The organism is Marinobacter mangrovi (assembly GCF_016798325.1).
Taxonomy (GTDB): Bacteria; Pseudomonadota; Gammaproteobacteria; order Pseudomonadales; family Oleiphilaceae; genus Marinobacter_A; species Marinobacter_A mangrovi.
Genome location: NZ_JAERVO010000006.1, coordinates 172,557 through 195,350, shown reverse-complemented (window position 1 = coordinate 195,350; position 22,794 = coordinate 172,557). Strand labels below are relative to the sequence as shown.

The 22,794-nt window shown below is 62.3% G+C and carries 21 protein-coding genes; 6 read left to right on the top strand and 15 right to left on the bottom strand.

Features of this window, described 5'->3' with window-relative positions; genetic code table 11:
* Entirely contained in the window at positions 1-1,233 is a 1,233-nt protein-coding gene (locus tag JL474_RS17535; protein ID WP_203143097.1) for a conjugal transfer protein TraF, read from the bottom strand.
* A 274-nt stretch (positions 1,234-1,507) separates the two neighbouring features.
* On the opposite strand from JL474_RS17535, the gene JL474_RS17530 reads away from it, so the two are divergent.
* Together JL474_RS17530 and JL474_RS17525 are read left to right on the top strand one after the other, a co-directional pair.
* Positions 1,508-2,047 (top strand): LPP20 family lipoprotein, encoded by a 540-nt coding sequence (locus JL474_RS17530; protein ID WP_203143096.1) that lies wholly within the window; start codon positions 1,508-1,510, stop codon positions 2,045-2,047.
* 5 nt (positions 2,048-2,052) lie between these two features.
* Positions 2,053-3,243: a flagellar assembly protein T N-terminal domain-containing protein gene (locus JL474_RS17525; protein ID WP_203143095.1), complete on the top strand. Its 1,191-nt coding sequence runs from the start codon at positions 2,053-2,055 to the stop codon at positions 3,241-3,243.
* A 206-nt stretch (positions 3,244-3,449) separates the two neighbouring features.
* On the opposite strand, the gene JL474_RS17520 is transcribed toward JL474_RS17525, so the two are convergent.
* The 8 genes from JL474_RS17520 to JL474_RS17485 form a co-directional block, all read right to left on the bottom strand.
* Positions 3,450-3,914, bottom strand: coding sequence for a SufE family protein (locus tag JL474_RS17520; protein WP_203143094.1), 465 nt, complete (start codon positions 3,912-3,914; stop codon positions 3,450-3,452).
* 73 nt (positions 3,915-3,987) lie between these two features.
* Positions 3,988-4,530: a putative Fe-S cluster assembly protein SufT gene (gene sufT, locus JL474_RS17515; protein WP_123635394.1), complete on the bottom strand. Its 543-nt coding sequence runs from the start codon at positions 4,528-4,530 to the stop codon at positions 3,988-3,990.
* Positions 4,531-4,559: 29 nt separating this feature from the next.
* Positions 4,560-4,913 carry a HesB/IscA family protein gene (locus JL474_RS17510; protein ID WP_123635395.1) on the bottom strand — a complete coding sequence of 118 codons (354 nt, stop codon included), beginning with the start codon at positions 4,911-4,913 and terminating at the stop codon, positions 4,560-4,562.
* A 40-nt stretch (positions 4,914-4,953) separates the two neighbouring features.
* The gene (locus JL474_RS17505) at positions 4,954-6,201 is read right to left on the bottom strand and encodes an aminotransferase class V-fold PLP-dependent enzyme (RefSeq protein ID WP_328797842.1); all 1,248 of its coding nucleotides are present in this window, start codon (positions 6,199-6,201) and stop codon (positions 4,954-4,956) included.
* Positions 6,202-6,206: 5 nt separating this feature from the next.
* On the bottom strand, positions 6,207-7,493 hold the full coding sequence (gene sufD, locus JL474_RS17500) for a Fe-S cluster assembly protein SufD (protein WP_203143174.1): 1,287 nt from the start codon (positions 7,491-7,493) through the stop codon (positions 6,207-6,209).
* Positions 7,494-7,505: 12 nt separating this feature from the next.
* A complete protein-coding gene (sufC, locus tag JL474_RS17495) occupies positions 7,506-8,273 on the bottom strand; it encodes a Fe-S cluster assembly ATPase SufC (RefSeq protein WP_123635397.1) in 768 nt (255 codons plus the stop codon).
* Positions 8,274-8,333: 60 nt separating this feature from the next.
* Positions 8,334-9,782, bottom strand: coding sequence for a Fe-S cluster assembly protein SufB (sufB, locus tag JL474_RS17490; protein ID WP_123635398.1), 1,449 nt, complete (start codon positions 9,780-9,782; stop codon positions 8,334-8,336).
* Between the two features lie 367 nt (positions 9,783-10,149).
* Complete coding sequence (locus JL474_RS17485) at positions 10,150-10,590, bottom strand: hypothetical protein (protein WP_203143093.1); 441 nt, start codon at positions 10,588-10,590, stop codon at positions 10,150-10,152.
* Positions 10,591-10,702: 112 nt separating this feature from the next.
* Here JL474_RS17485 and JL474_RS17480 point away from each other — a divergent pair, with 112 nt between their 5' ends.
* On the top strand, positions 10,703-11,623 hold the full coding sequence (locus JL474_RS17480; RefSeq protein WP_203143092.1) for an AEC family transporter: 921 nt from the start codon (positions 10,703-10,705) through the stop codon (positions 11,621-11,623).
* On the opposite strand, the gene JL474_RS17475 is transcribed toward JL474_RS17480, so the two are convergent.
* Both JL474_RS17475 and JL474_RS17470 read right to left on the bottom strand, forming a co-directional pair.
* Positions 11,620-13,143 carry an FAD-binding domain-containing protein gene (locus tag JL474_RS17475; protein WP_203143091.1) on the bottom strand — a complete coding sequence of 508 codons (1,524 nt, stop codon included), beginning with the start codon at positions 13,141-13,143 and terminating at the stop codon, positions 11,620-11,622. The genes JL474_RS17480 and JL474_RS17475 overlap by 4 nt on opposite strands.
* Positions 13,140-13,298: a DUF2256 domain-containing protein gene (locus tag JL474_RS17470; protein WP_123635402.1), complete on the bottom strand. Its 159-nt coding sequence runs from the start codon at positions 13,296-13,298 to the stop codon at positions 13,140-13,142. Before JL474_RS17470 ends, JL474_RS17475 begins: the two co-directional genes overlap by 4 nt.
* Positions 13,299-13,415: 117 nt before the next feature.
* Here JL474_RS17470 and JL474_RS17465 point away from each other — a divergent pair, with 117 nt between their 5' ends.
* Together JL474_RS17465 and JL474_RS17460 are read left to right on the top strand one after the other, a co-directional pair.
* Positions 13,416-13,982, top strand: a complete 567-nt coding sequence (locus JL474_RS17465) for a DUF2845 domain-containing protein (RefSeq protein ID WP_203143090.1) — start codon at positions 13,416-13,418, stop codon at positions 13,980-13,982.
* A gap of 65 nt (positions 13,983-14,047) precedes the next feature.
* Positions 14,048-15,727: an HAD family hydrolase gene (locus JL474_RS17460; RefSeq protein ID WP_131483276.1), complete on the top strand. Its 1,680-nt coding sequence runs from the start codon at positions 14,048-14,050 to the stop codon at positions 15,725-15,727.
* Positions 15,728-15,736: 9 nt separating this feature from the next.
* Here JL474_RS17460 and JL474_RS17455 read toward each other — a convergent pair whose 3' ends face one another.
* Both JL474_RS17455 and JL474_RS17450 read right to left on the bottom strand, forming a co-directional pair.
* Positions 15,737-16,972 carry a transporter substrate-binding domain-containing protein gene (locus JL474_RS17455; RefSeq protein WP_203143089.1) on the bottom strand — a complete coding sequence of 412 codons (1,236 nt, stop codon included), beginning with the start codon at positions 16,970-16,972 and terminating at the stop codon, positions 15,737-15,739.
* Positions 16,973-17,073: 101 nt separating this feature from the next.
* Complete coding sequence (locus JL474_RS17450; protein WP_203143088.1) at positions 17,074-18,606, bottom strand: cryptochrome/photolyase family protein; 1,533 nt, start codon at positions 18,604-18,606, stop codon at positions 17,074-17,076.
* A gap of 124 nt (positions 18,607-18,730) precedes the next feature.
* On the opposite strand from JL474_RS17450, the gene hemN reads away from it, so the two are divergent.
* Positions 18,731-20,152 carry an oxygen-independent coproporphyrinogen III oxidase gene (gene hemN / locus JL474_RS17445; RefSeq protein ID WP_203143087.1) on the top strand — a complete coding sequence of 474 codons (1,422 nt, stop codon included), beginning with the start codon at positions 18,731-18,733 and terminating at the stop codon, positions 20,150-20,152.
* A 150-nt stretch (positions 20,153-20,302) separates the two neighbouring features.
* On the opposite strand, the gene JL474_RS17440 is transcribed toward hemN, so the two are convergent.
* Together JL474_RS17440 and JL474_RS17435 are read right to left on the bottom strand one after the other, a co-directional pair.
* Entirely contained in the window at positions 20,303-21,385 is a 1,083-nt protein-coding gene (locus JL474_RS17440; protein ID WP_203143086.1) for a fatty acid desaturase family protein, read from the bottom strand.
* Between the two features lie 66 nt (positions 21,386-21,451).
* On the bottom strand, positions 21,452-22,555 hold the full coding sequence (locus JL474_RS17435) for a ferredoxin reductase (protein ID WP_203143085.1): 1,104 nt from the start codon (positions 22,553-22,555) through the stop codon (positions 21,452-21,454).
* Positions 22,556-22,794: the final 239 nt, after the last annotated feature.

Genomic DNA, 22,794 nt, shown 5'->3' with positions numbered 1-22,794 from the left:
TCAGAAAGCCGCGCCAAGCTCCACAGCGCCACCGACTTCGGTGTCGCTGAACAGGCCGGCCACTTCCAGGTGGGCGCCAAACGGCGAGAAGCCCAGACCGAAGGTGTACTGGGTGGTCTCCTCGATGCCGTCGTTGTTGTCGTTGCTGGCCAGGTTATGGCGGACACCGGCACGCAGCTGCACGGCCCGGAACGCGTCGAACTCGGCGCCCAGGGCAATCCACTGGGTGTCATCCCCGTAACCGAATGCCTTGTTCTTGGTCAGGTCCGCTTCAGCGGTCAGGACGTGCATGTCGCCGCGATGGGCGATGCCTACGGTGGCTTTCGGATCCAGTTCGTAGGTGCGGCCGGACTTCGAATCCAGCTCCATGGGGATGATGTTGCGCACGCTCAGTCCGGCGGTCCAGTGTTGGTTTTTACCGAAGCGATAGGCCGTGCCCAGATCGGCGTTGAAACCGTTTTTCTTGGTCTCGTATTCACTGGCGTTGAAGTCGCTGTCGTCAAAGTCGCTGACTTCCTGCACGTACTCGAAGGTGCGCAGCTGCACGTACTTGGGGGACACGCCGATCGACAGCGTGTTGTCGTTCGCCAGTGTAAACGCCTTGGCCAGGCTGAGCCCGACTTCGCCCTGGGCGGCGGCAATCACCGTACCGTCCGAATTGAGCTGATCGCCGATGTCATCGATACCGGCGGCCAGGGCCGGGTTGTTCTTGATGGCTTCCAGCAGGGCGATGTCGCTGTCGGCCACGTTGCCGCGGCCGGTGGCGCGCAGGGTGGCGTCGGTAAACACGCCGACGGAAATCGACGAGCTGGGAACCGCCACGCTGATACCCACGCCGGCGTCGGCCCGCACGGTATCGCGGTCGAGTTCCACCAGCTGGTTCTGCAGGCGCCCGGCGCTCTGTTGTACGCCGGTGAAGTTGGCGGCATCCACTTGCTGGTTCAGGAGGTCGATGGTGTCCTGGATGTCGTCAATCTGGTCGACGACTTTCTCATCGTCTGCCATGCGGGCGTTCACCGACGGCAGGATCAGGCCAAAATCATTGGCCCAGTCGTGTTGTTGCATGGCCATCATGGCCGGGTTGGCGGTGTTGGCGGACGCGGGTTGCGCCACGGCGACACCGGTGCCTCCCATGGCAAAGGAACGGGCCGTGGTAAAGCTCTGCGGCCCGGCAATTGCAGTCCCGGTGGTGGCCGCGAGGCCAATCGCCAGGACAAGGCGTGCGTGCTTCATTGGGTGACTTCTCCCATTGTTCTGGTTGTCGAGCTTCCTCCCGGAAGTGTCCCGCACTATAGTTCAAGCGGCCCGCCGGTTGTGTGACCAGACGGTTACGGGACGTGGCTTTTTGCGATCCTGTGGCCGGGTTCTCCGGGCGGACAGCTCTTGCCGCTTGCCGCCAACGGGTTCCAGGTTTGACGGGTTTATTCCAGTGCTGTCAGCGGCTTGGCGCTTCTGGCGTGATTTTTTCATGGTGGGTGGCAAAGCTGCATTTTCGCCGGAGAAAAAGATGAAGCGTTTTTTGATGATCCTGAGTCTTGCCGCGGTTGGTCTGGCCGGTTGCGCCACGTCAGGCTCGGGCACTCAGGGCAGGAACATCGATCCAGAGCGACTGGAGCCGATAGTGGTTCGAGTCAGTGGGTTCGGCACCTATGAAAACAGTGCGGATGATCGCCTCGACACCCGCAAGCGCCTGCTGGCTCGCCGTGCTTCCAAGCTCGATGCCTATCGCGCCCTGGCCGAGCGGGTATACGGGACGGTGGTCTATGGCAGCTCCACGGTCAACGACTTCGTGCTGCACAACGACAACTTCCGGGCTTATGTCGACAGCTACATCCGCGGCGCCAAGCTGGTCGCCGTCAACGAGCATAGTGACGGTGTGATTGAGTCGGTGATGGAGCTCAAGCTGGAACCGCGCTTCCGGGCCTGCGTGGCCATGTCTGACGACCGTGAGGTGGCCGAGCGCTGCGCGATTCCCATGCCGTCCGGCAATGACCGCCGGGGCGATGTGGCCGCCGACAACGTCGACTCCCTCTATTACCTGGAGTGATCGGCATGAGGCGAGGGATTCTGTTACTGGTTGGCTTGTTGCTCAGTGGCGCTGTCTCGGCGGCGTGGGTGCAGGGTACCGGTCAGGCAGTGATTGTTAACGGTGATATGAATGCCGCGCGGGAAGAGGCTCGAAATGCCGCTTTGCGGGACGCCGCTCTGCAGTACGAGGCGCAGGTGTCCAGCCAGGATACGATGGAAAACGGCGTGCTCACGGATTCGCGCCTGACCGTGGCCTCCCGGGCTCAGGCACGCCAGGTTCGGATCATTGAGGAGCAGCGTCGCGGTAACCTGCTGCGCCTGACGGTGGAGGCGGACATGTCCCGCGGCCAGCAGTGTGCCGCCCGGGACGCGGCGCGCCTGCGAAAAAGAGTGGCGATTACCGGTTTCCCGATGCTGAATCCCGGCGACGCCCGAATGGGGCGTATCAGCGATGCCGGCGAAGTATTGCCGCAGCAGCTACTGGGCCGTTTGCAGGGCGATGGCGCCGTTCAGGTGTTCGGTGCCACCCAGGTGCAGCTTTTCCCGGATATTGGCAATGCGCCGACGCAGCAGCGTTTCGACAACAGTCTGACGAACGTGATTCAACTGGCCAAGGAGCTGGACGTGCAGTTTGTCGTCACCGGCGTGATCCGGGACATGTCGCTGGCGGACCCGACCGCCTGGGGTACGTCGATTCTGGATCGGATGTCCCGGGGGCTGGGCTTGAAAAACCAGGAACGTCAGTTCGTGGCGGACCTGATGGTGTATGACGGCTTCAGTGGTTCACCGGTCTATCAGAAGCGGTTTGTGACCAGCGGCACCTGGAATGAGGATATGACGGCGTCCGTCGGGTTCGGCTCGCCGGCGTTCAATGACACGGACTATGGCAAGGCGGTGGGCAAGGTGATGGGTGACATGGAGCAGGCGGTCAATCAGGCCCTGGCCTGTCAGCCGTTCATTACCCGGATCAGCCGCGTCGACGGCCAGCAGGTCTACCTGCGCTCCGGTGCCACGGCGGGCCTGCGGCCGGGCGACAAGCTGCAACTCTATCGCAGTTACCAGTTCTTCGATTCGCCGGGCACCACACCGGAGCTGCGCGATGCCGAGGTCACCATGACCGTCAATCACGTCCACCCGGACTTCAGCAGCGGTCTGATGCCGGAGCAGGGCGGGATCAAGAATTTGCAGCGGGACGATATTGCGATTATCTGGTGACCCGTAGCCAGCGCTCGGTGTTGTGACGCTGGTAGGTTGGGCTGACGCAGGAAGCCCAACACGGGAGGCCTCAAATGCCCCCGATACGAGCCGTTGTGGCAGGCAACGAGCAGTCGGTTCGGCAGCACATGCTGCGTGAGTCTGGTATTGTTGGGCTTCCTGCGTCAGCCCAACCTGCGGAGAGGTGCCAGGCCTGGTGGCTCGACTTAGGCCCCGGTTTCCTCTTTAGCCGCAATATCCCGAATCTTCCCGACCATTGCCCGCAGGCCGTTGCCACGCGTCGGGGAGATGTGACGGAACAGGTCCAGGCGCTCGAACAGCTCGTCCACATCCACGGACAGCAGATCCCTCGGCAGTTTGCCGTTCAGGGCGATCAGAATGATCGCGGCCAGACCGCGCACGATCATGGCGTCGCTGTCGATCATCAGGAACAGGCGACCGCTGTCCGGGTCCAGGTAGTGGATCAGCCACACCTGGCTCTGACAGCCGTGCACGTAGTTCTCTTCCACCTTTTCATCGTCCGGGAAGGCCGGTAGTTGCTTGCCCAGGTCGATGATGTAGGCGTAGCGCTCTTCCCAGTCGTCCAGGAATTCGAAGGCTTCGTTGACGTCGTCGAGGGTAACGCCCTGGCCGAGCGGGTTGTCGAGGAATTGTTGGGCGGCTGCAGTCATAACGGATCAGGGAATTGTTGGTCGGGTTTGGTGAGCAGTGAACCGCATCGGCGGCGGTGGTGCAAGGGAATGCCTACAGCATCCCCAGCTCGAGCTTGGCTTCGTCCGACAGCATGTCGTTGTTCCAGGGCGGGTCGAAGGTCAGTTCCACGGTGACCTTGTCCACGTTCGGTACATGCTCCACCTTGCGCTTGACGTCGTCGGTAATCACCGGACCCATGCCGCAACCGGCGGCGGTCAGGGTCATCAGGATGTAGACCTGGTTGCCGTCGGGTGTGTCGTTGGTGATCTGGCAGTCGTAGATCAGCCCCAGCTCCACCACGTTGACCGGGATTTCCGGGTCGTAGCAGCTGCGCATGGCCTCCCAGACCTGGTTCTCGTTGACGGTGCCGTCTTCCGGCGTGTCGTAGCTGCTCTGGGGCGGTTCCTTGCCCAGGGCGTCCGCGTCATGGCCTTCCACCCGCGCCAGATTCCCGTTGACGGCCACGGTAAAGGTGCCGCCCAGGGACTGGGTGATGGTGACGAAGGTGTCGGCCGGGATCATGATTTCAGTGCCGGAGGGCACCAGCCGGGCTTCCACTTCGCGCTTGGTCAGGACAACTTCGCGTTCGGCCATGGATCGGATACGCCTCGCTAATCAGTGAATCAGGAAATGGAGAAGCTTTCGCCGCAACCGCACTCGGCTGTCGCATTCGGGTTGCGGAAGTGGAACATGGAGTTCAGGCCCTCCCGAATGAAGTCGATTTCGGTGCCGTTGACGACGGGCAGATCCTTGCGGGCCACATAGACGTCGACGTCCTCGAAATTGAAGATCGCATCGTCGTCGCCCTGTTCGGTCACCCACTCGGTCTCGTACATGAAGCCGGAGCAGCCGCTCTTGCGGATGGCCAGGCGAATGCCGCGGGCTTCCGGTTTGCTGGCGAGCTGCTTGCGCACGTGGGCGATGGCGGCCGGTGTCAGGGTCACGCCAACGCTGGGGGTAAAGGTTTCAGCCGTCATGTTTCGCCTCCCGATGTCTCAATCCGCAATCAATCTGGTTTTACTCTGCGAACAGTCGCTGGATCTTCTGCAGGGCCGCAAAGAACTGCTCCACTTCGTCCAGCGTGTTGTAGAACGCAAAGGACGCGCGAGCGGTGCCCGGCACACAGAAGAACTCCATCAGCGGCATGGCGCAGTGATGGCCGGTACGGATTGCAATGCCCTGCTGGTCGAGCAGGGTCCCTATGTCACTGGGGTGCAGACCGTCGATTTTAAAGGACAGCACCGGCACTTTTTCTTTCGCGGTGCCGATCACGGTCATGCCCGGTACGGTCTCCACCAATTCGTTGGCCCGCTGCAGCAGGGCCTGTTCGGCGGTCTCCAGGGCGTTGCGGCCCAGGCCCTCGACATAGTCGATGGCCGCGCCCAGTCCGACCGCCTCGGCGATCGGTGGTGTGCCCGCTTCGAACTTGTAGGGCAGGGTGTTCCAGGTGGTCCGCTCGAAGGAGACCCGTTCGATCATCTCGCCCCCTCCCATGAAGGGCTCCATCTCTTCCAGCAGCGCCTCGCGGCCATAGAGCACGCCGATGCCGGTCGGGCCGAACAGCTTGTGGCCGGAGAAGGCATAGAAGTCGCAGTCCAGCGCCTGGACGTCGGGCCGGTAGTGCGGCACGGCCTGGGCGCCATCAATCACGGTCAGCACGCCTTTCGCTTTCGCCTTGGCGATCAGTTCGCGAACCGGGTTCACGGTGCCCAGCACGTTGGACACATGCGTCACGGCAAGAATGCGGGCGCGGTTGCTTTGCAGCAGGCCGTCCAGTGCGTCCATGTCCAATTCGCCCTGAGGCGTGACCTGGATCGGCAGCACCTTGGCGCCGGTGCGCTGGGCCACCATCTGCCAGGGCACGATGTTGGCGTGATGCTCCATGGTGCTGACGAGGATTTCGTCACCTGGTTGCAGCCGGTCGGCCAGGCCGTTGGCGATGGTGTTGATGGCTTCGGTGGTGCCGCGGGTCCAGATCACCTGACGGGTGCTGGCCGCGTTGATAAAGTGACGGACGGTCTCGCGGGCGCCCTCGAACGCCGCCGTGGCGCGGTCACCCAGGGTGTGGGCGCCGCGGTGCACGTTGGAATGGCACTCGCGATAATAGCGCTCCATGGCGTCCAGGACCGCGATGGGCTTCTGGGCCGAGGCGCCGTTGTCCAGATATACCAGGGGCTTCCCATTGACCGTTTCGGCCAGGATCGGGAAGTCCCTGCGAACGGCGTTTACGTCCAGGGTTTTTTGGGCTGCCGCAAGATCCGTCATGGTGTTCAGGCTCCTTCGAACGCTTGTTCGATAAACCGGTTCAGGCGCGCTTGTACGGTTTCCCGTACGGCTTCCACCGGAATCTGCTCGATCAGCTCGTTGATGAACGCCATGCTCAGCAGCGTGTTGGCTTCACGGCGGTCGATGCCGCGGGAGACCAGGTAGAACAGGGCAGTCTCGTCGAGTTGACCAACGGTGGCGCCGTGGGCGCACTTGACGTCGTCGGCGTAGATTTCCAGTTCCGGCTTGGTGTCGATTTCCGCACCGGTGGAGAGCAGCAGGTTCTTGTTGCTCATGTTGGCATTCGACTTCTGCGCATCCTTATGGATGTGGATACGGCCATTGAAGATCGCGTGGGACTCGTCCGCGGCAATGTTGCGATAGGTTTCCTCGCTGTCGCAGTGCGGCGCCACGTGCTCAACGGTGGTGTGGTTGTCGAAATGCTGTTTGTCCTGGGTGACGGCGACGCCGTTGAGGCGGCAGTTGGCGCCCGGGGCTTCCAGGCGCACCTGCAGGTCGTGACGGCGCAGCGGGCCGCCAAAGCCGACGCAATGGCTGTCCAGTCGGGCGTGGCCCAGCAGGCGGGCGCCAGTGGCGCCGATGTGATGGATGTTCTCGCCCTCCAGCGACAGGCGCACGTTGGTGACGTTGGCACCATCCGCCAGGCTGAATTCGGTAACCGCATCCACCAGGGCTGTCTGGTCGCCGGTGGAGATGTATTCTTCCACCAGGGTCATCTGACTGTTCGCGCCCGCGTCCACGTAGATGCGGGGATAGACCGAGCCGGCCGCTTCCGCGTCCGCTTCAAAGATGACGAACAGCGGGCGATCCAGGACCGCGTCCTGGCGCAGCCGGATGTACAGGCCGTCTTCAAAGCGCGCGGTATTCAGGCGCGCCATCTGCACGGCGTTGTTGTCCAGCGTGTTGTCCAGGCGATCGGCCAGTTGCTGGGCGGTCTCGTCGTCCAGATCGACAAAGCTGCGGATCTCGATGCCGTCCACGTCCGGGAAGTCGCTGGCTTCCGGGACCAGCACACCGTTATGGATCACGATGTGGTAGCCGTCCACCGCCAGGCCCGGGCCACAGTTGCGACCGGCCGGCAGGCTGGCGGCCAGTTCGTCCGTCAGCTTCAGGTAGCGGCTGGAGTATTTCCAGTTTTCCGTCTTGCGCGTGGGCAGCGGCATGTCCGCCAGGGCCTTGCCGCGCTGTTCGCGCAAAGCCTGCAGCGGTGCCGGCAGTTTGCTGCCTGCCGCTTCGAGGAAAGCGCTGGACAGGGTCGGTGCTGCTTTCATCATAACTACCCCTTAGCCAGCCTCGACTTCGTCGCTGTCCTTGATGCCGAGCCAGCCGTAGCCGCGCTCTTCCAGTTCCAGAGCCAGTTCGCGGCCGCCGGATTTGACGATCTTGCCGCCGGCCAGTACGTGCACGTAGTCCGGTACGATGTGGTTCAGCAGGCGTTGGTAGTGGGTGACCATCAGCACGGCGCGCTCCGGGGAGCGCAGGGCGTTGACGCCGTCGGCCACGACCTTCAGGGCGTCGATGTCCAGACCGGAGTCGGTCTCGTCCAGGATCGCCAGACGCGGTTCCAGCAGCAGGGCCTGCAGGATCTCGTTGCGCTTCTTCTCACCGCCGGAGAAGCCTTCGTTGACGCCGCGCTTGAGGAAGGCCGGGTCCAGGTCCACCTGTTTGGTGGTTTCCTTGGCCAGCTTCATGAAGTCCACCGCACTGAGCTCTTCCAGGCCGCGATGCACGCGCATGGCGTTCACCGCGGTGCGCAGGAACTGCAGGTTGCTGACGCCGGGAATTTCCACCGGGTACTGGAATGCCAGGAAGATGCCATCGCGGGCGCGCTCTTCGGTTTCCTTGTCCAGCAGGTTCTCGCCGTCGAGCAGGACCTCACCTTCGGTCACCTCGTAGGCTTCGTTGCCGGCCAGGACCGCAGACAGGGTGCTCTTGCCGGAGCCGTTCGGACCCATGATGGCGTGGACTTCGCCCGGTTTGATCTCCAGGTCGATCCCCTTGAGGATTTCCTTGCCATCGACGGCGGCGTGCAGGTTACGAATGCTCAGCATGGATGATGGTCTCTCTCTGAATTCCTGAATTCTGTGTGCGTGTGCGATAGCAGGCGTTGATTAACCTACGGACCCTTCGAGGCTGACTTCCAGCAACTTGCCGGCCTCGACCGCAAATTCCATCGGCAGCTCCTTGAAGACTTCCTTACAGAAGCCGTTGACGATCATGGAGACCGCCTGTTCCGGATCGATACCGCGCTGGCGGCACAGGAACATCTGCTCGTCGCTCACCTTGGACGTGGTCGCCTCGTGCTCGACAATGGCGCCCTTGTTCTTGCTCTCGATGTACGGGAACGTGTGGGCCGCGCACTGATCGCCGATCAGCAGCGAGTCGCACTGGGTAAAGTTGCGCGCGCCTTCCGCGCCGGGTCCGAACTTGACCAGCCCGCGGTAGGCGTTGCTGGAGCGGCCGGCGGAAATCCCCTTGGAGATGATGGTGCTGGACGTGTTCTTGCCCAGGTGGACCATCTTGGTGCCGGTATCCGCCTGCTGGTAGTTGTTGGTCAGCGCCACGGAGTAGAACTCGCCCACGCTGTTCTCGCCGCGCAGCACGCAGCTCGGGTATTTCCAGGTGACGGCAGAGCCGGTCTCGACCTGCGTCCAGGAGATCTTGGAGTTCTTGCCAATGCAGGCGCCGCGCTTGGTGACGAAGTTGAAGATCCCGCCTTTGCCGTTCTCGTCCCCCGGGTACCAGTTCTGGACGGTCGAATACTTGATCTGCGCATCGTCCAGGGCGACCAGTTCCACCACGGCGGCGTGCAGCTGGTTTTCGTCCCGCATGGGGGCGGTGCAGCCTTCCAGATAGCTGACGTAGCTGCCTTCGTCGGCAATGATCAGGGTCCGCTCGAACTGCCCGGTATTGGCCGCGTTGATGCGGAAATAGGTCGACAGCTCCATGGGGCAGCGCACGCCCTTGGGCACGTAGACGAAGGTGCCGTCGGAGAACACGGCCGAGTTGAGACCGGCGAAGAAGTTGTCGCCCGCCGGTACCACGGAGCCCAGGTATTTCTGCACCAGTTCCGGATAGTCCTGGATCGCCTCGGAAATCGAGCAGAAGATGACACCGGCCTTGGCCAGCGGCTCCTTGAACGTCGTCGCGACAGAAACCGAGTCGAACACCGCATCAACGGCAACGCCCGCGAGCTTTTCACGCTCGTGCAGGGGGATGCCCAGTTTTTCGTAGGTTTTCAGGAGTTCCGGATCGACGTCGTCGAGGCTCTGGGGCATGTCCTCTTTACGCTTGGGCGCCGAGTAATAGGAAATCGCGTTGTAATCGATTTTCGGATAGCCGACATGCGCCCAGTTCGGCTCGTCCATTTCCAGCCAGCGACGGTAGGCTTTCAGGCGCCAGTCCAGCATGAACTGGGGCTCTTTCTTGATGGCGGAAAGGCGCCCGATGATGTCTTCGTTCAGGCCGGGCTCAAACGTTTCGGCTTCGATTTCGGTCACGAACCCGTGTTCGTATTCCCGTTTGATCAGCTCGTTCACCTGTTTGTCGGTGTTCGCCATGATCGTCGCTCCGTCTCTCTCAGATGCAGGCACGTTGGATGGCCTGCAGGCTCTATTTGCGTGTTGGCCATGGCCGTTGCCATGCCCGGAAATCTGCCTTCCCCGTTTTCTACAGGCGTTACGTTACCGGCCGGTGATCGGTTCCCCGGTCGATGCTGACGCCCTTGTCGTTCTTATGGTGGGTCTTCTGGGGGAGGATTGTACAATATCAGAGTAAAATAGTCAGGTATTAAATGGTCGTACCTGAGGTCTCTGCGGGCAGGGCCTTCGCCGGACTTTCGGGTTGCCGGAGCCACCCGGAAAGCCGCGCATTATAACGCATCCGGGGGCGTTTGGTTACTGTCTGTCGTGATCGGAACGGCCGGCGCTAATAAGGCGCATAGAGCGATTCAATGTCCGTGGTGTAACTGATGCCCACCAGTTTCCAGCCCTGATCCGCCTGATAGAAGGTGAACTGCCACGCCATGGCGGCCTCGGTGAATTTCTGCAGCCAGGTTTCCCGGTAGAAGTCGTCGGCAATGGCTTCGCGTTTGACCCGAGATGTGCCCACCGTCCTGCCGGCGCGATCGAAGACTTTCTGGAAGTAGGTGTCGGCTTCCTTGGCGGAGGCATCGAACGGCTTTCGGGGCACGCCGAGGTAGGGGGCAAGGCCCGCATAGGCTTCCGCCACTTCGCCCTGTTTCACCTGCGTCATGAAGGCCTGGGTCTGGGTCTTGATGGCGTCGGGGCTGGCCAGGGTATCGGCGGCAGCGGGGAGAGTGAGAGCGAAAAGCAGGAGGCTGGCAACGCGGGCGATCTTTAACAGCATGAACAGTGTCCAGGGTAAACGGGGGTGGCTCAGTCGTCTGAATACTCTATGCTAGTCCTCCTTTGCCCGTCACGCTGTGACTCAATCCGTTTTCCAGAGGTTGTTCCGCCCCATGGCCGTTGTCCTGTCCCTGTTTGTGAAGCTATTGCCGCTGTACATCACCGTGGCACTGGGCTGGGTTGCAGGGCGCTATCTGGAGGCCAGTGGTCGCCATATTGCCGGCATCATGCTCTACATCGTGACGCCGTCGGTGATTTTCTCCGGGGTCATGGCCGCGCCGCTGACGCCGGAAGTGCTGCTGATGCCGGTGATCGTGTTCGGTTTCTGTACCGGCGTGAGTCTTTTGCACCTGGCCATCGGCAAGCGCATCCTTTCGGACGGCACGGCCAGCATCATCCCGCTGGCGGTGGGCACGGGGAACACCGGCTACTTCGGCATTCCCGTGGCGCTGTTGCTGTTCGGTGAGGAGGGTGTGGCGCTCTACATCGTCTGCATGCTGGGCACCACGCTGTTCGAGAACTCCGTGGGCTATTACCTGGCCGGGCGAGGGCGCTACAGCGCCCGGGACTGTCTGGCCCGGGTGGTCCGCCTGCCGGCCATTTACGCGTTCCTGCTGGGTGTCGTGCTCAATCTCAGTGACGTGGCCATACCGGCCGTGTTCCAGCCCCTGTTCGACAACCTGCGTGGGGCCTACAGTATTCTCGGGATGATGATCGTGGGCATGAGTATCCTGAATTTCCGGGGCCTGTTGGGGAATGTGCGCTTCACCGGGCTCGCCTTCTTCGGCAAGTTCGTGGTCTGGCCTGTCGCGGCTCTGCTGTTCTGGTGGGCCGACAGTCACTGGTTCGGCTTCTACGACGAGGCGGTCTACCGGGCCATTTTCCTGGTCTCCATCACTCCGATTGCTGCCAATACCGTGGTCATCGCCACGCTGCTGGAGGCGTCACCGCGCCAGGCGGCGGGCACCACGCTGCTGAGCACGCTGTTTGCGCTGGCGTATATCCCGGTGATGGTCGCCATCTTCCTGGCCTAATCACCGAACAGTGACAGCTGGTTGCTGTCGTCCTGCTGCTTGCCTCGCACCTTCGGCCGATTCTGGCGCGGGCCCTTGCGGCTGCCGTGGCGCTTGAGGACCCGGTCGGTTTCCGCCCGTGTGACGTGATTCTTGCGAAACTCGCTCACCGCCTGACGGGCTTCGCGGGCGGCCTGTTCATGGTCACAGATCGGCGTTGTGTATAACTGTCCACCATAAAGTGCGTGCTGGTCCCGGGTCATGTGCCAGGGGCTGTGGATAAACTCATCCGGCACGCCTTCCAGCTCGGGAATCCAGCGGCGGATGAAGGTGCCATTCGCATCCAGCTTGCGGGACTGCAGCTCCGGGTTGTAGATGCGCAGGGCGTTGATGCCGGTCAGGCCGCTCTGCATCTGGGCCTGGGGGTAATGGATGCCCGGCTCGAAGTCGGTGAACAGGCGGGCCAGGTGCAGGGCCGGATCGCGCCAGTGCAGCCAGAGCTGGTAGCTGGCCACGGCCATCAGCATGGCGCGCATGCGGAAGTTGATCCAGCCGGTCTCCCGCAGAGCCCGCATGGCCGCATCCACCAGCGGCCAGCCGGTTTGCCCCTCCGCCCATCGCGCCAGCCGTTCGCCATCGTTGGGGCCCTGCTTGAGCGTTTCCAATTCCCGGTGAATGGCACGGAATTCGAGGTTGGGTTCGTCTTCCAGTTTCTGGATGAAATGGCAGTGCCAGTGCAAGCGGGAGCGAAAGCTGCGCAGGCTGGTCTGTCGCCTCGGTAAGCTGGACGGATGATCGCCGTTGGCTTTGGTCTGCTGATAGATGGATCGCAGGCTGACCGTGCCGTAGGCGATGTGCGGGCTCAGCCGCGAGCACCCTTTGACCGCCGAGTTGGGGCTGGAAATGTTGTACTGGTAGCCAATGCAGCGCCGGGCCAGGAAGCTGTCCAGCAGTTTTTCGCCCGCGGACATGCCACCTTTCTGTCGGCCGGGGCAGGCGAGGGTATCCGCCAGTGTCGGTGTCGTCAGGTCACAAGCGCCTGGAACACCGGGCGGCGCCGGAATTTGCGCCGGTGCTTCCAGCACGGGTTGTCGCATCAGCTGCTGCCAGGCATCGTCCCACAGGTCCCTGTCGGCCAAACGGCGGACCACGCCGAACTGCCGCCACTCCTGAAACTGGACGCCGTTCCCGGCACACCATTCGATGACCGCCCGGTCCCGCTGGAAGGTCCAGTCGTTGCCGGTTTCCTCATGGGCGTACAGGTGGGTGAACCCGGTGGCCTGTTTCAATAAGTGCAGCACGTCGACCACGGCTCCGGTTTGCACCCTCAGCTGGCTGCCCCGCTTGCGCAATGCCGTGTCCAGTTCAGACAGGCTGTCCGCGATAAACGCCCAGTGCCGCTCGCTGGTATCCGGACGTTGCCAGTATTCCGGCTCGACCACGTAGAGCGGGATAACCGGCTCGCCCCGTTCGACGGCCGCCAACAAGGGGGCGTGGTCCGCCACGCGCAGGTCGCGTTTGAACCAGACGACGGTGGTCATCGGGCGTTTGCCTCGCCGGCTTGATGCTTATGGCGTCGGCAACGCTCGCTGCAGTAACGCACCTGATCCCAGTCGCGGGCCCATTTGCGACGCCAGGCAAAGGGGCGGCCGCAGACGGCGCAGTGCTTTTCGGGGAGATGGTTTTTGCGGTGCATCGGGCGACGATCCTGTGCGTATTCTGTCAAAGCTACGTGGTGTTCCGGTCGACGGATGACCGGGCGGTCCGACCGTGCCACACTCCGAAAAGAGATGAGTATGTCCGGGGAGGCATCATGCGACTGACGATAACCTTCACACTGGCTCTGCTGGCGATCTGGCCAGCGCTGTCCCAGGCGGCATTCCGTTGTGGCACCGGCCTCGTGGATGTGGGCGACTGGCCGGTGGAGGTCGAAGAACGTTGCGGCCAACCGGACTACGTGGCGGTGTATCCCGAGGCGTCGTTGCCCGGCATTGGCATTGTCCAGACGGTGGAGCACTGGTACTACAACCCCGGTCCCAGTGGGTTCGTCAGACGGCTGGTGTTCCGCAACGGCAAGCTCACCAAGGAAGAAAGCATGGGGTATGGGTTCCTGCCCGGTGCTGCCGGTGATTGCAAACCCAACGATCTGCGCGAGGGCATGAACGAATTCGAGATTGTGCGCCGTTGTGGCGATCCACTGTCCAGGCACGTGGAGTGGATCGTGCCCTACCAGGACAACCGGAACGACGGCGGGCTGACCGCCGCCTATCCGCAGGAAGAGTGGCTGTACGAATTCGGGCGCAACGAGTTTCGCCGGGTTGTGACTTTCCGAAATGGCCGGATTACCCGGGTGGAGAGCACCGGCAAACCGGCGCGATAGACACTATCTTTCCAGGAAACCCGGGTGCCTTCGGCCCCGGGGATCATTCAAGAGGAGATACGCCGTTGCGGACCCGTGATGACGGACTCGCCGTGCCCGACGCCCTGCTGTTCGACTGGCACGGCACCCTGGTGGACACCCACGACGCCATGTTCAGCGCGATGGAGGAAATGCTGCCCCAGCTTGAAGATCTCGGGCTGGTCGAGCATTTGCTGCCCGAAGACCAATGCAATACGCCGGAGGATGCCCGGCTGGTGCGCTACATCCGTATCTTCCGGCGACTGCATCCGCGCATCCTGGCGGAGCGTCGGGTGTCGAGAACCGATATCTTCAACGCCATCTTTGGCGACGACCGCGAAGCCAAGGCCATTGCGCACGAGGCCTACAACGCCTGTTATCGCAAATACTTCGGTCAGGTGAAGCCCTTCCAGGAGGGCATCGTGGACTACCTTCTGGCCTGCCGCGAACTGGGCATCAAGCTCGTGGTGGCCACCAACCGCAACCGGGAATTCCTCGACACCGAGCTGAGCACCCTGGAAGACGGTCGCTGGCTTGAGTTGTTCGATGCCACCGTCTGCGCCGACGATGTGGTGCATTACAAGCCGGATCCGGAGATGATTCAGAGCGCGGCCGATAAGGTCGGCCTGCCGGTGGATGCTCATGTCTGGTACGTCGGCGACGGTTACACCGACATGGTTACGGCCAATAACGCCGGCATCACCGCGGTGTTCTATAACGGCTCGGGCTGGGACCCGCAGAAGATCGACAGCTGGTTCCGCAAACAGGATCGGCCGTCCCTGGTGCTCGAGAGTTTCGAAAGCCTGATGGACGAGCTGGCGGCGTTCCCTGGCGGTGCGTTCCGGCGGGCGGTTGCCGATGTGCGGCCAGCGGCCTATCCGCCGCCTGTGACGCCCCAGCCAAGGGTCGAGCCGGATTGGCATCCCGCGGTGGCGAAACTGGTCCGGCCGGAGGCCATTCTCTTCGACTGGCACGCCACATTGGTGGACACGCTGGATGCCATGTACCACGCCGTGGACGACATGCTGCCGGAGTTTCGTCAGCTGGGACTGATGGAGCGCCTGCTGGAACCGGAGGACAGCAAGACACCGGAGGACGCCCGCCTGGTCGCCTATGTACGCGAATACGCCCAACTGCATCCCAAGGTGCGGGCAGACCGCAAGATCTCACGCACGGACATTTTCGAGGTGCTGTTCGGCGACGATCAGGATGCCAAGGCCATCGCTCACACCGCATTCAACCGGCACTACCGCAATCACTACGGGACGGTCACGGCGTTCGAACCCAAGGTCAGCCAGATGCTGCGTGGCATCCGTAACCTGGGCATCCGGGTGGGCGTGATCACCAACCGGGACCGGGAGTTCTTCGAGCACGAACTGGCAGCGGTGGAGGGCACCGGTTGGCAGCATCTGTTCGATACCGAGGTGTGTGGCGACGACACCCCCCTGCGCAAACCGCATCCGGATCAATTGATCCTGGCCGCGGAAAAACTGGATTATCCGGTGGGGCCCCGCGTCTGGTATGTCGGTGACAGCACCACCGACATCATTGCCGCCAAGCGTGCGGGGATGACGGGCGTCTTTTTCAACGGCGCCCTGTGGGATCTGCCGTGGCTGCACAATATTTTCCCGGGCACCCATCGTCACCCCCACAAGCCGGACGTGGTGGTTAATGATTTCTCGGAATTCTGGGCGCTGGTGCTGGCCTGCGAAGTGGGTCCCCCCTGACCGGTAGGATTAAGGCGACGTGACGTCTGCCAGGACCTGGCCACTTAAGGCCTTCTCGATATCGATCCCGAGTGCCACGGCGCCGATCAGCTCGCCGCTGCGGGGATCGTGCAGGGCGCGGGAGGCGATCACCTGGAAGTGTTGCGCCGACGCATCGTAGCGGACCGGGCCGATGTAGAAACCGTCGCCCGGATCGGCAGCGACCACGCGGAATTTGTCTTCATCCCCCTGCCAGTAATCGCTGGTCATCTGGCTGGAGGCCACCAGGGAGCCCTGGGCGTCCATCACCATGGTTTCCGTCACCCGGCCATGTTGCTGTTCCTGCCATTGGCGCAGTGCCTTGGACAGGGGGCGCTCCAGGACGTGCTGCGCCTCCTCACTGGGCGCGTCGGCCGTGGAGGCCTGCCAGAGTTCGTCGATCATCAGGATGTCGGCCAGGGTGCTGGGTGGGGGCGGGTTGCTCAGGGTGTCCTGGATCGCCAGTTCGCTGATCGCCTGGTCCAGCAGGGTAGTGGACTGCCGCTGGATGAGTTGGCGCTCGCTGTCCTCCAGTTGGAATCCCGAGCTGACGCAGTCGTCGAGGTTGTCGTTGAACCGCGCCAGGAAACGGGGGTGCGCCGCCAGGAAATTCTTCCCCACATACAGGCCCAATGGCGCAAACCGGATGAACTGGCGTTGCAGTTGAACGCGCGGTGCGGAGCGGTTGTCGCGGGCGTCTTTCAGGTAACGCTCCATCACGCGCTGGTCGACGACCATGGCGTCAATACGGTCACGCTCGATCAGGGCGACCAGTTGCCCCAGCGACGACACCTGCATGCGGGGTGTCAGTCCCTTCTTGTGGAGCCAGATCGACTCGTTGCTGCCGGCAATGGCGCCCAGGCGGGCCTTGCTCAGGCTGACGGGTTCCCGGGAGTACAGGTACCACTTCTCCAGCGCCAGCGGCGCGCTTAACGTCGCAAACTGGTCGATGTCGTCGGAGGGCGTAATGGCCATGTAGCCATCAATCACGCCGGTTCGCAGGGAATGGATGCCGCGCCGTTGCGGCACAATATGAACTTCGGGGCGCCAGCTGGTTTCATTCAGGGCGCAGCGCAGGGCTTCCACCGTGGTGCCGTGAACTTCGCCGGCCATTTCATATTGATAGGGGGCGGCTTCGGGGGCATAAATTTGCAACGGCTGCGTGGCCAGCGCGGATGTCGCCGCCAGACAGCCCAAGAGCAGAATGTAGGGAGCGCAGAACTTCATACCCGATCCGTGGATTCAAAACGCGTCAAAAGTCGTTTTTCTTGTGCCCGAAAGTTTAGCACCTGCAATGAATTTGTGAGCGTATCGGGATCATCACTGCATTACAGTGTGTTCAGATTCTCCAGCAGCCATTCCGCCCGGGCCAGCAGGGCGTCCCGCCGCTCGGGCTTCTGCCGGTCCCAGTTGCGGTACATCATGCCCATGCGCGGATTGCCCTCGAAATCGCGCCGATGCCTGTGGATAAAGTGCCAGTACAGGGCGTTAAACGGGCAGGCGTCTTCGGTGGTTGCCTCGCTGACGTTGTAGCGGCAGTGACTGCAGTAGTCCGACATGCGCTGGATGTATTTGCCGCTGGCGGCGTAGGGTTTGGAACCCAGGTAGCCGCCATCGGCGTGCATCACCATGCCCAGGGTGTTGGGCAGTTCCACCCAGTCGTAGGCGTCGGCGTAGACCGCCAGGTACCAATCGCAGATCTCTTCCGGTTTGACGCCGGCCAGCAGGGCGAAGTTGCCGGTCACCATCAGACGTTGAATATGATGGGCGTAGCCGTTGCGTCGGGTGGCGTCGATGGCTTTGTGCATACAGCGCATGCCGGTCTCGCCGGTCCAGTAGAACCAGGGCAGGTCGCGGTCATTGCCCAGCCGGTTTTCCTTGGCGTATTCCGGCATCAGCAGCCAATAGATGCCGCGCACGAATTCCCGCCAGCCAATAATCTGGCGGATAAAACCTTCCACCGCGTTCAGCGGTGCCTGGCCGCTATAGTAATGCCGGGCGGCCGCCTCGCATACGCCCAATGGGTCCAGCAGGCCGCAGTTGATGTAGGGCGACAGGATCGAGTGGAACAGCCAGTCTTCCTGGTCCGACATGGCATCCTGGTAGTCGCCGAAGCAGGGCAGGGCAAAGTCGAGGAAGTGGGCGAGGGCGGCTTCGGCATCCCCGGCCGTGACGGCGAAATGAAAGTCGTCGGTGGTGCCGAAATGATCGGAAAAGGTGTCGTCCACAAGCTCGATCACGTCGCGAGTGATGGCGTCCGGTTCCACCCGGAACGAGGCCGGCGCCGGTGGTTTGCCTGTCCACTTCTTGCGGTTGTCCGCATCGTAATTCCATTCGCCGCCTTCGGGGTTGCCGTCGGGCGTCATCAGCAGGCCGGTCTTCCTGCGCATTTCCCGGTAGAAAAATTCCATGCGCAATTGTTTGCGGCCCTCGGCCCAGCGGGCAAATTCTCTCTTGGTTGCGATAAAGCGGTCGTCGGGACGGATCTCGACCGGGACGTTCAGCGACTCGTGCCATTGGCGAATGGCGGCGTCCAGGCGGTACTCGCCGCATTCGGTGGTGATGACCTTCTCCGGTTGATCTTGCCCGACCCGTTCGCGGATCACATCCAGCAGACTGTGATGCGGGCTGTCGGGATCGTAGGCGTGGTAATGCACGGTCCAGCCGTTGTTTTCCAGTTCCCGGGCGAAATGCCGCATGGCGCTGAAAAGCAGGACGATCTTCTTTTTGTGGTGATTGGTGTAGCTCGCCTCGTCGCTGACTTCCGCCATCACGATGGCGTCCTGTTCGGGATCGGCCTCCCGCAGGGCGCTGATGTCCGGTGTCAGCTGGTCGCCGAGGATCAGGATCAGGTGGCGCATCGGAATCTCCTTTGGGACGAAGATACGCCGTCAGGCCTTTCCCGGTTCATGCTGATCCAAGTCAATGTGACATCCGTCCAGCGGCGTAGACTGCATCGTGCCAATCATTGATGTGGAATGAGCCATGCCCGTCCAGTCCGCCTTTTGCCAAGAATCCCCTGTGTCCCCGTCCACCGCTTTCTGGAACGAATCGCTGATCCGGCGCTATGACCTGAGCGGCCCGCGCTATACGTCCTATCCCACGGCTGTGGAGTTCACCGACCGGTTCACGGCCGCCGACATGGCCGAGTCAGCCCGGTCCAGCGCGGCAAGCGGACGGGACCTGTCCCTGTACACGCACGTGCCGTTCTGCGCCCGGCTTTGCTACTACTGCGCCTGCAACAAAGTGGTCACCCGCAAGCGCGATCTGGCGATGCCCTACGTCGAACGGCTACTGCGAGAGGCGCGGTTGCAGGCCGACCTGTTTGGTGCGAAACGAACCGTCAGTCAATTGCACTGGGGCGGAGGCACCCCGACCTTCCTGCCACGTCAGGCGATGCAGCACCTGATGGCGGGCTATCGTGAGATATTCAATTTGGAGACCGGTGAAATCCGGGATTTCAGTATCGAAATCGACCCTCGCGAGCTGGCTGAAGAGACGTTGGCCCAACTGGCCGAACTCGGTTTCAACCGCATCAGTCTGGGCGTGCAGGATTTCAATCCGCAGGTGCAAAAAGCGGTCAACCGACTGCAGCCCCAGCGTATGGTCGAGGAGGTGATGGTAGAGGCCCGGAAGCGGGGATTCGGCTCCATCAACCTGGACCTGATCTACGGTTTGCCCTACCAGACGCCGGCATCGTTTGCCGAGACGGTGGATTCGGTGATCGAAATGCGCCCCGATCGCCTGTCGGTTTTCAGTTATGCCCATCTGCCGGAGCGGTTTTTTCCACAAACCCGTATCAAGGATGAGACGCTGCCGTCACCGGCCGACAAACTGACGATCCTGCACCAGACCATCGACCGGCTGCTGGACGCCGGTTACCAGTACATCGGCATGGACCATTTTGCGCTGCCGGACGATTCCCTGGCGGTTGCCCAGCGGGAAGGACGCCTGCATCGTAATTTCCAGGGCTACACCACCCACGCCGACTGCGACCTGGTCGCACTGGGGGTATCCGCTATCGGTCAGACCGGGCACGCCTATTTCCAGAACGCTCACGACCTGGAGGCGTGGGAGGCCCGGATCGACGCGGGCGAGCTGGCGACCATTCGGGGCGTGGCGCTGACGGAAGACGACCGGATTCGCCGTTGGGTCATTGGTCAACTGATTTGCCAGTTCGAGTTGGAATACGCCCGGTTTGAATCCAACTGGCACCATTCGTTTGGCACCTATTTCGAAGAGGAATTGCAACGGCTTTGCGTGATGGAGCTGGATGGATTGGTGAGCATTGGTGAGAAAAAGCTGGTGGTGCACGAGCCGGGACGGCTGCTGATCCGGGCCATCTGCCAGGTGTTCGACGCCTATCGGGCGAAAGGGGTGGGGCAGCGGTTTTCGCGGATTATTTAGGTGGCCTGAAGCTCCAGCCCCTCTCCCCGACCCTCTCCCGCCAGGGGAGAGGGCGTTCTTACCCCGAGTTAGCGGCATGAGCTCCCCTCGCCCCTGGCGGGAGAGGGGCCGGGGGAGAGGGGGAGAAATGCCCCCGGGGATTCAGGCGAATTAAGTTGCCTGAGCCTCCAGCTTCATCCGCACCCGGTCCGGCAGCGAGTAGTGCCCGATCCGCTTGAGCACGGTCCAGTACTGCTTGCCGAAGCTGCCCGTGTTGTACTTCAGCCCGTACTTGTGACAGATCGCTTCCACCCGCGGCGCGATCTCGCGATAGCGGTGGGCCGGGATGTCCGGAAACACGTGGTGTTCGATCTGGTGGCTCAGGTGGCCACTCAGGATGTGCACCCACTTGCTGCCGGTGAAGTTACTGGAACCGGTCAACTGACGCAGGTACCAGTGGCCCCGGGATTCGCCTTCGATGGACGCCTCTGTGAACGTCTCCGCATCCTCGGTGAAGTGGCCGCAGAAGATCACGGTGGACGACCACAGGTTGCGGATCAGGTTCGCGCAGACGTTGCCGGCCAGCACGATGGGGAAGACCGGGAAGGTCAGCAGCGGGAAGAACACATAATCCTTGAACGCCTGACGGCCGCCCTTGCGGAAGAAGTCTTTCAGGAAGCCCTTCTTGTCCGACAGCTTGATCTCGCGGCGGCGGATCCGCTCGCTTTCCAGTTCGTGCAGACCCACGCCCCACTGGAAAAACACTGTCAGCATGACGTAGTTGATGAACTGCAGCAGGTGCAGCGGGTGCCACTTCTCGTCGTCGCTCAGGCGCAGTACCGCGTAGCCGTAGTCCCGGTCCTTGCCGATGACGTTGGTGTAGGTGTGGTGCTCGTAGTTGTGGGTCTGGCGCCAGGAATCGCCGGTGCAGACCGTGTCCCACTCGTAGGTCTGCGAGTGAAGGGACGGGTCGTTCATCCAGTCGTACTGGCCGTGCATCACGTTATGGCCGATTTCCATGTTCTCGATGATCTTGGCAAGGCCCAGCGAGGCCACCCCGGCGACGAACACCGGCGGGATGAAACCGAACGGCATCAGCACCCGACCGCCGACTTCCAGTGTCCGGTGCAGGCGGATGATGCGACGGATATAGCGCGCATCGCGCTCGCCCAGGTCGGCCCGGACTTCATCGCGGATGGCGTCCAGGTCTTTTGCCAGTTCGTCCAACTGTTGTTGCGTCAGTTGCTGTGTCATGTCTCTCTCCTCAGGCCAGCGGTCTGCCGGCCATCTCATCTGTTCAGGGGGCTGTGCGGGTAATGATCAAAGGTCCACGGTGACCGGACCCTGGGGCACGGAGATGCACAGCTGTATGGTTTCCTCGCCGGGGCCGGAAGCCTTGCCGGTGAGGCGATTGACGACGGTGCCCTCCGTCTTGCGGCAGCTGCACTGATGGCAGATGCCCATGCGACAGCCGAAGGCCGGTTTCAGGTCGGCAGCCTCGGCGATCTCCAGCAGCGGCGCGTCGCCTTCGGCGTCGACGGTCTTGTCGCTGCGGCCGAAGGTGACGGCGCCCCCCAGCGGGGTGTCCGCCGGGACGGCAGACGGCGCGCTGAAGAAGGTGGTCTGGATCTGGTCGTCCTTGATGCCGAATGAATGTAGCAGGTCACCGGCCAGATCCATCAGGCCTTTCGGGCCGCACAGGTACACCTGGCGGGCACGCAGGCCCGGCACGGTGTCCAGGTGGCTTTCGTTCAGGAAGGCGGTTTTGCCTTCCTCTTCCGTGCGGTAGACGTGCAGGGTCAACGCCGGCCAGCGGGACGCCAGGGCGTACAGGATCTCTGCGCCGATCACGTCCGCCTGGGTCCGCACGTAGTAGAGCAGGGTGACCGGTGCCCGGAAGTCCCGGTCGGCCAGGGTCATCAGGTGACTCAGCACCGGCGTGATGCCGCTACCGCCGGCGATGTAGAGCAGCGGGACGTCCGCTTCCGGCAACTCGAAATCACCGAACGCCTGGCTGATGCCGACGATGGTGCCGGGCGTCAGGTGATCGTGCATCCAGTTGGTCATGCGGCCACCCGGGTGGCGTTTCACCGTCAGGGTGATCGTGCCGTCGGTGTCCCACTGACGCGGCGCGCTGGCGACCGTGAAGGTCCGGTGATGCCGCACGCCGTCCGCTTCCAGGATGATGTTGATGTGCTGGCCGGCCCGGAAGCCTTTCCAGCGGGGCGACGGCCGCAGACGAAAGCTGCGGGTGTCGGCCGTTTCGTCGGTCACTTCCAGCAGGCGGGCCGGCACGAAGCCGCGTACCCACATGGGATTGAGGACGGCCAGCAGCGGGTCGAAAAAGGCGCCGGGATCCTCACGGTTAAACAGTTGCTTGCCGAGCCAGCGCAGGGATGCGTGTGTGTTTCGTGTCGACAGCATGATGTGTTTCTCCTCACCGATGTATGGTGGTGTGTACAAGTGTTCACAAGATGTGAACGACTGTACACATTGATGATTCCGGGTGTCAACGGGGAATGGGGTCCGTGCGGGCGCAACCGGGATGTCGCCCGATGCCTTGTGGCAAGCGGCCTCAGGGCCGTACCGCGGTGGGTGCGATCGGTGGGTGATTGGCGTTTGGCCCGTAATGACAGCCTTTATTTCCGCAGGCCTGGTGATTT

Excerpts from the sequence above, each read along its gene's own strand:
- JL474_RS17535 (WP_203143097.1), bottom strand. The coding sequence starts at position 1,233 with ATGAAGCACGCACGCCTTGTCCTGGCGATTGGCCTCGCGGCCACCACC.
- JL474_RS17530 (WP_203143096.1), top strand. The coding sequence starts at position 1,508 with ATGAAGCGTTTTTTGATGATCCTGAGTCTTGCCGCGGTTGGTCTGGCC.
- JL474_RS17525 (WP_203143095.1), top strand. The coding sequence starts at position 2,053 with ATGAGGCGAGGGATTCTGTTACTGGTTGGCTTGTTGCTCAGTGGCGCT.
- JL474_RS17520 (WP_203143094.1), bottom strand. The coding sequence starts at position 3,914 with ATGACTGCAGCCGCCCAACAATTCCTCGACAACCCGCTCGGCCAGGGC.
- sufT (WP_123635394.1), bottom strand. The coding sequence starts at position 4,530 with ATGGCCGAACGCGAAGTTGTCCTGACCAAGCGCGAAGTGGAAGCCCGG.
- JL474_RS17510 (WP_123635395.1), bottom strand. The coding sequence starts at position 4,913 with ATGACGGCTGAAACCTTTACCCCCAGCGTTGGCGTGACCCTGACACCG.
- JL474_RS17505 (WP_328797842.1), bottom strand. The coding sequence starts at position 6,201 with ATGACGGATCTTGCGGCAGCCCAAAAAACCCTGGACGTAAACGCCGTT.
- sufD (WP_203143174.1), bottom strand. The coding sequence starts at position 7,493 with ATGAAAGCAGCACCGACCCTGTCCAGCGCTTTCCTCGAAGCGGCAGGC.
- sufC (WP_123635397.1), bottom strand. The coding sequence starts at position 8,273 with ATGCTGAGCATTCGTAACCTGCACGCCGCCGTCGATGGCAAGGAAATC.
- sufB (WP_123635398.1), bottom strand. The coding sequence starts at position 9,782 with ATGGCGAACACCGACAAACAGGTGAACGAGCTGATCAAACGGGAATAC.
- JL474_RS17485 (WP_203143093.1), bottom strand. The coding sequence starts at position 10,590 with ATGCTGTTAAAGATCGCCCGCGTTGCCAGCCTCCTGCTTTTCGCTCTC.
- JL474_RS17480 (WP_203143092.1), top strand. The coding sequence starts at position 10,703 with ATGGCCGTTGTCCTGTCCCTGTTTGTGAAGCTATTGCCGCTGTACATC.
- JL474_RS17475 (WP_203143091.1), bottom strand. The coding sequence starts at position 13,143 with ATGACCACCGTCGTCTGGTTCAAACGCGACCTGCGCGTGGCGGACCAC.
- JL474_RS17470 (WP_123635402.1), bottom strand. The coding sequence starts at position 13,298 with ATGCACCGCAAAAACCATCTCCCCGAAAAGCACTGCGCCGTCTGCGGC.
- JL474_RS17465 (WP_203143090.1), top strand. The coding sequence starts at position 13,416 with ATGCGACTGACGATAACCTTCACACTGGCTCTGCTGGCGATCTGGCCA.
- JL474_RS17455 (WP_203143089.1), bottom strand. The coding sequence starts at position 16,972 with ATGAAGTTCTGCGCTCCCTACATTCTGCTCTTGGGCTGTCTGGCGGCG.
- JL474_RS17450 (WP_203143088.1), bottom strand. The coding sequence starts at position 18,606 with ATGCGCCACCTGATCCTGATCCTCGGCGACCAGCTGACACCGGACATC.
- hemN (WP_203143087.1), top strand. The coding sequence starts at position 18,731 with ATGCCCGTCCAGTCCGCCTTTTGCCAAGAATCCCCTGTGTCCCCGTCC.
- JL474_RS17440 (WP_203143086.1), bottom strand. The coding sequence starts at position 21,385 with ATGACACAGCAACTGACGCAACAACAGTTGGACGAACTGGCAAAAGAC.
- JL474_RS17435 (WP_203143085.1), bottom strand. The coding sequence starts at position 22,555 with ATGCTGTCGACACGAAACACACACGCATCCCTGCGCTGGCTCGGCAAG.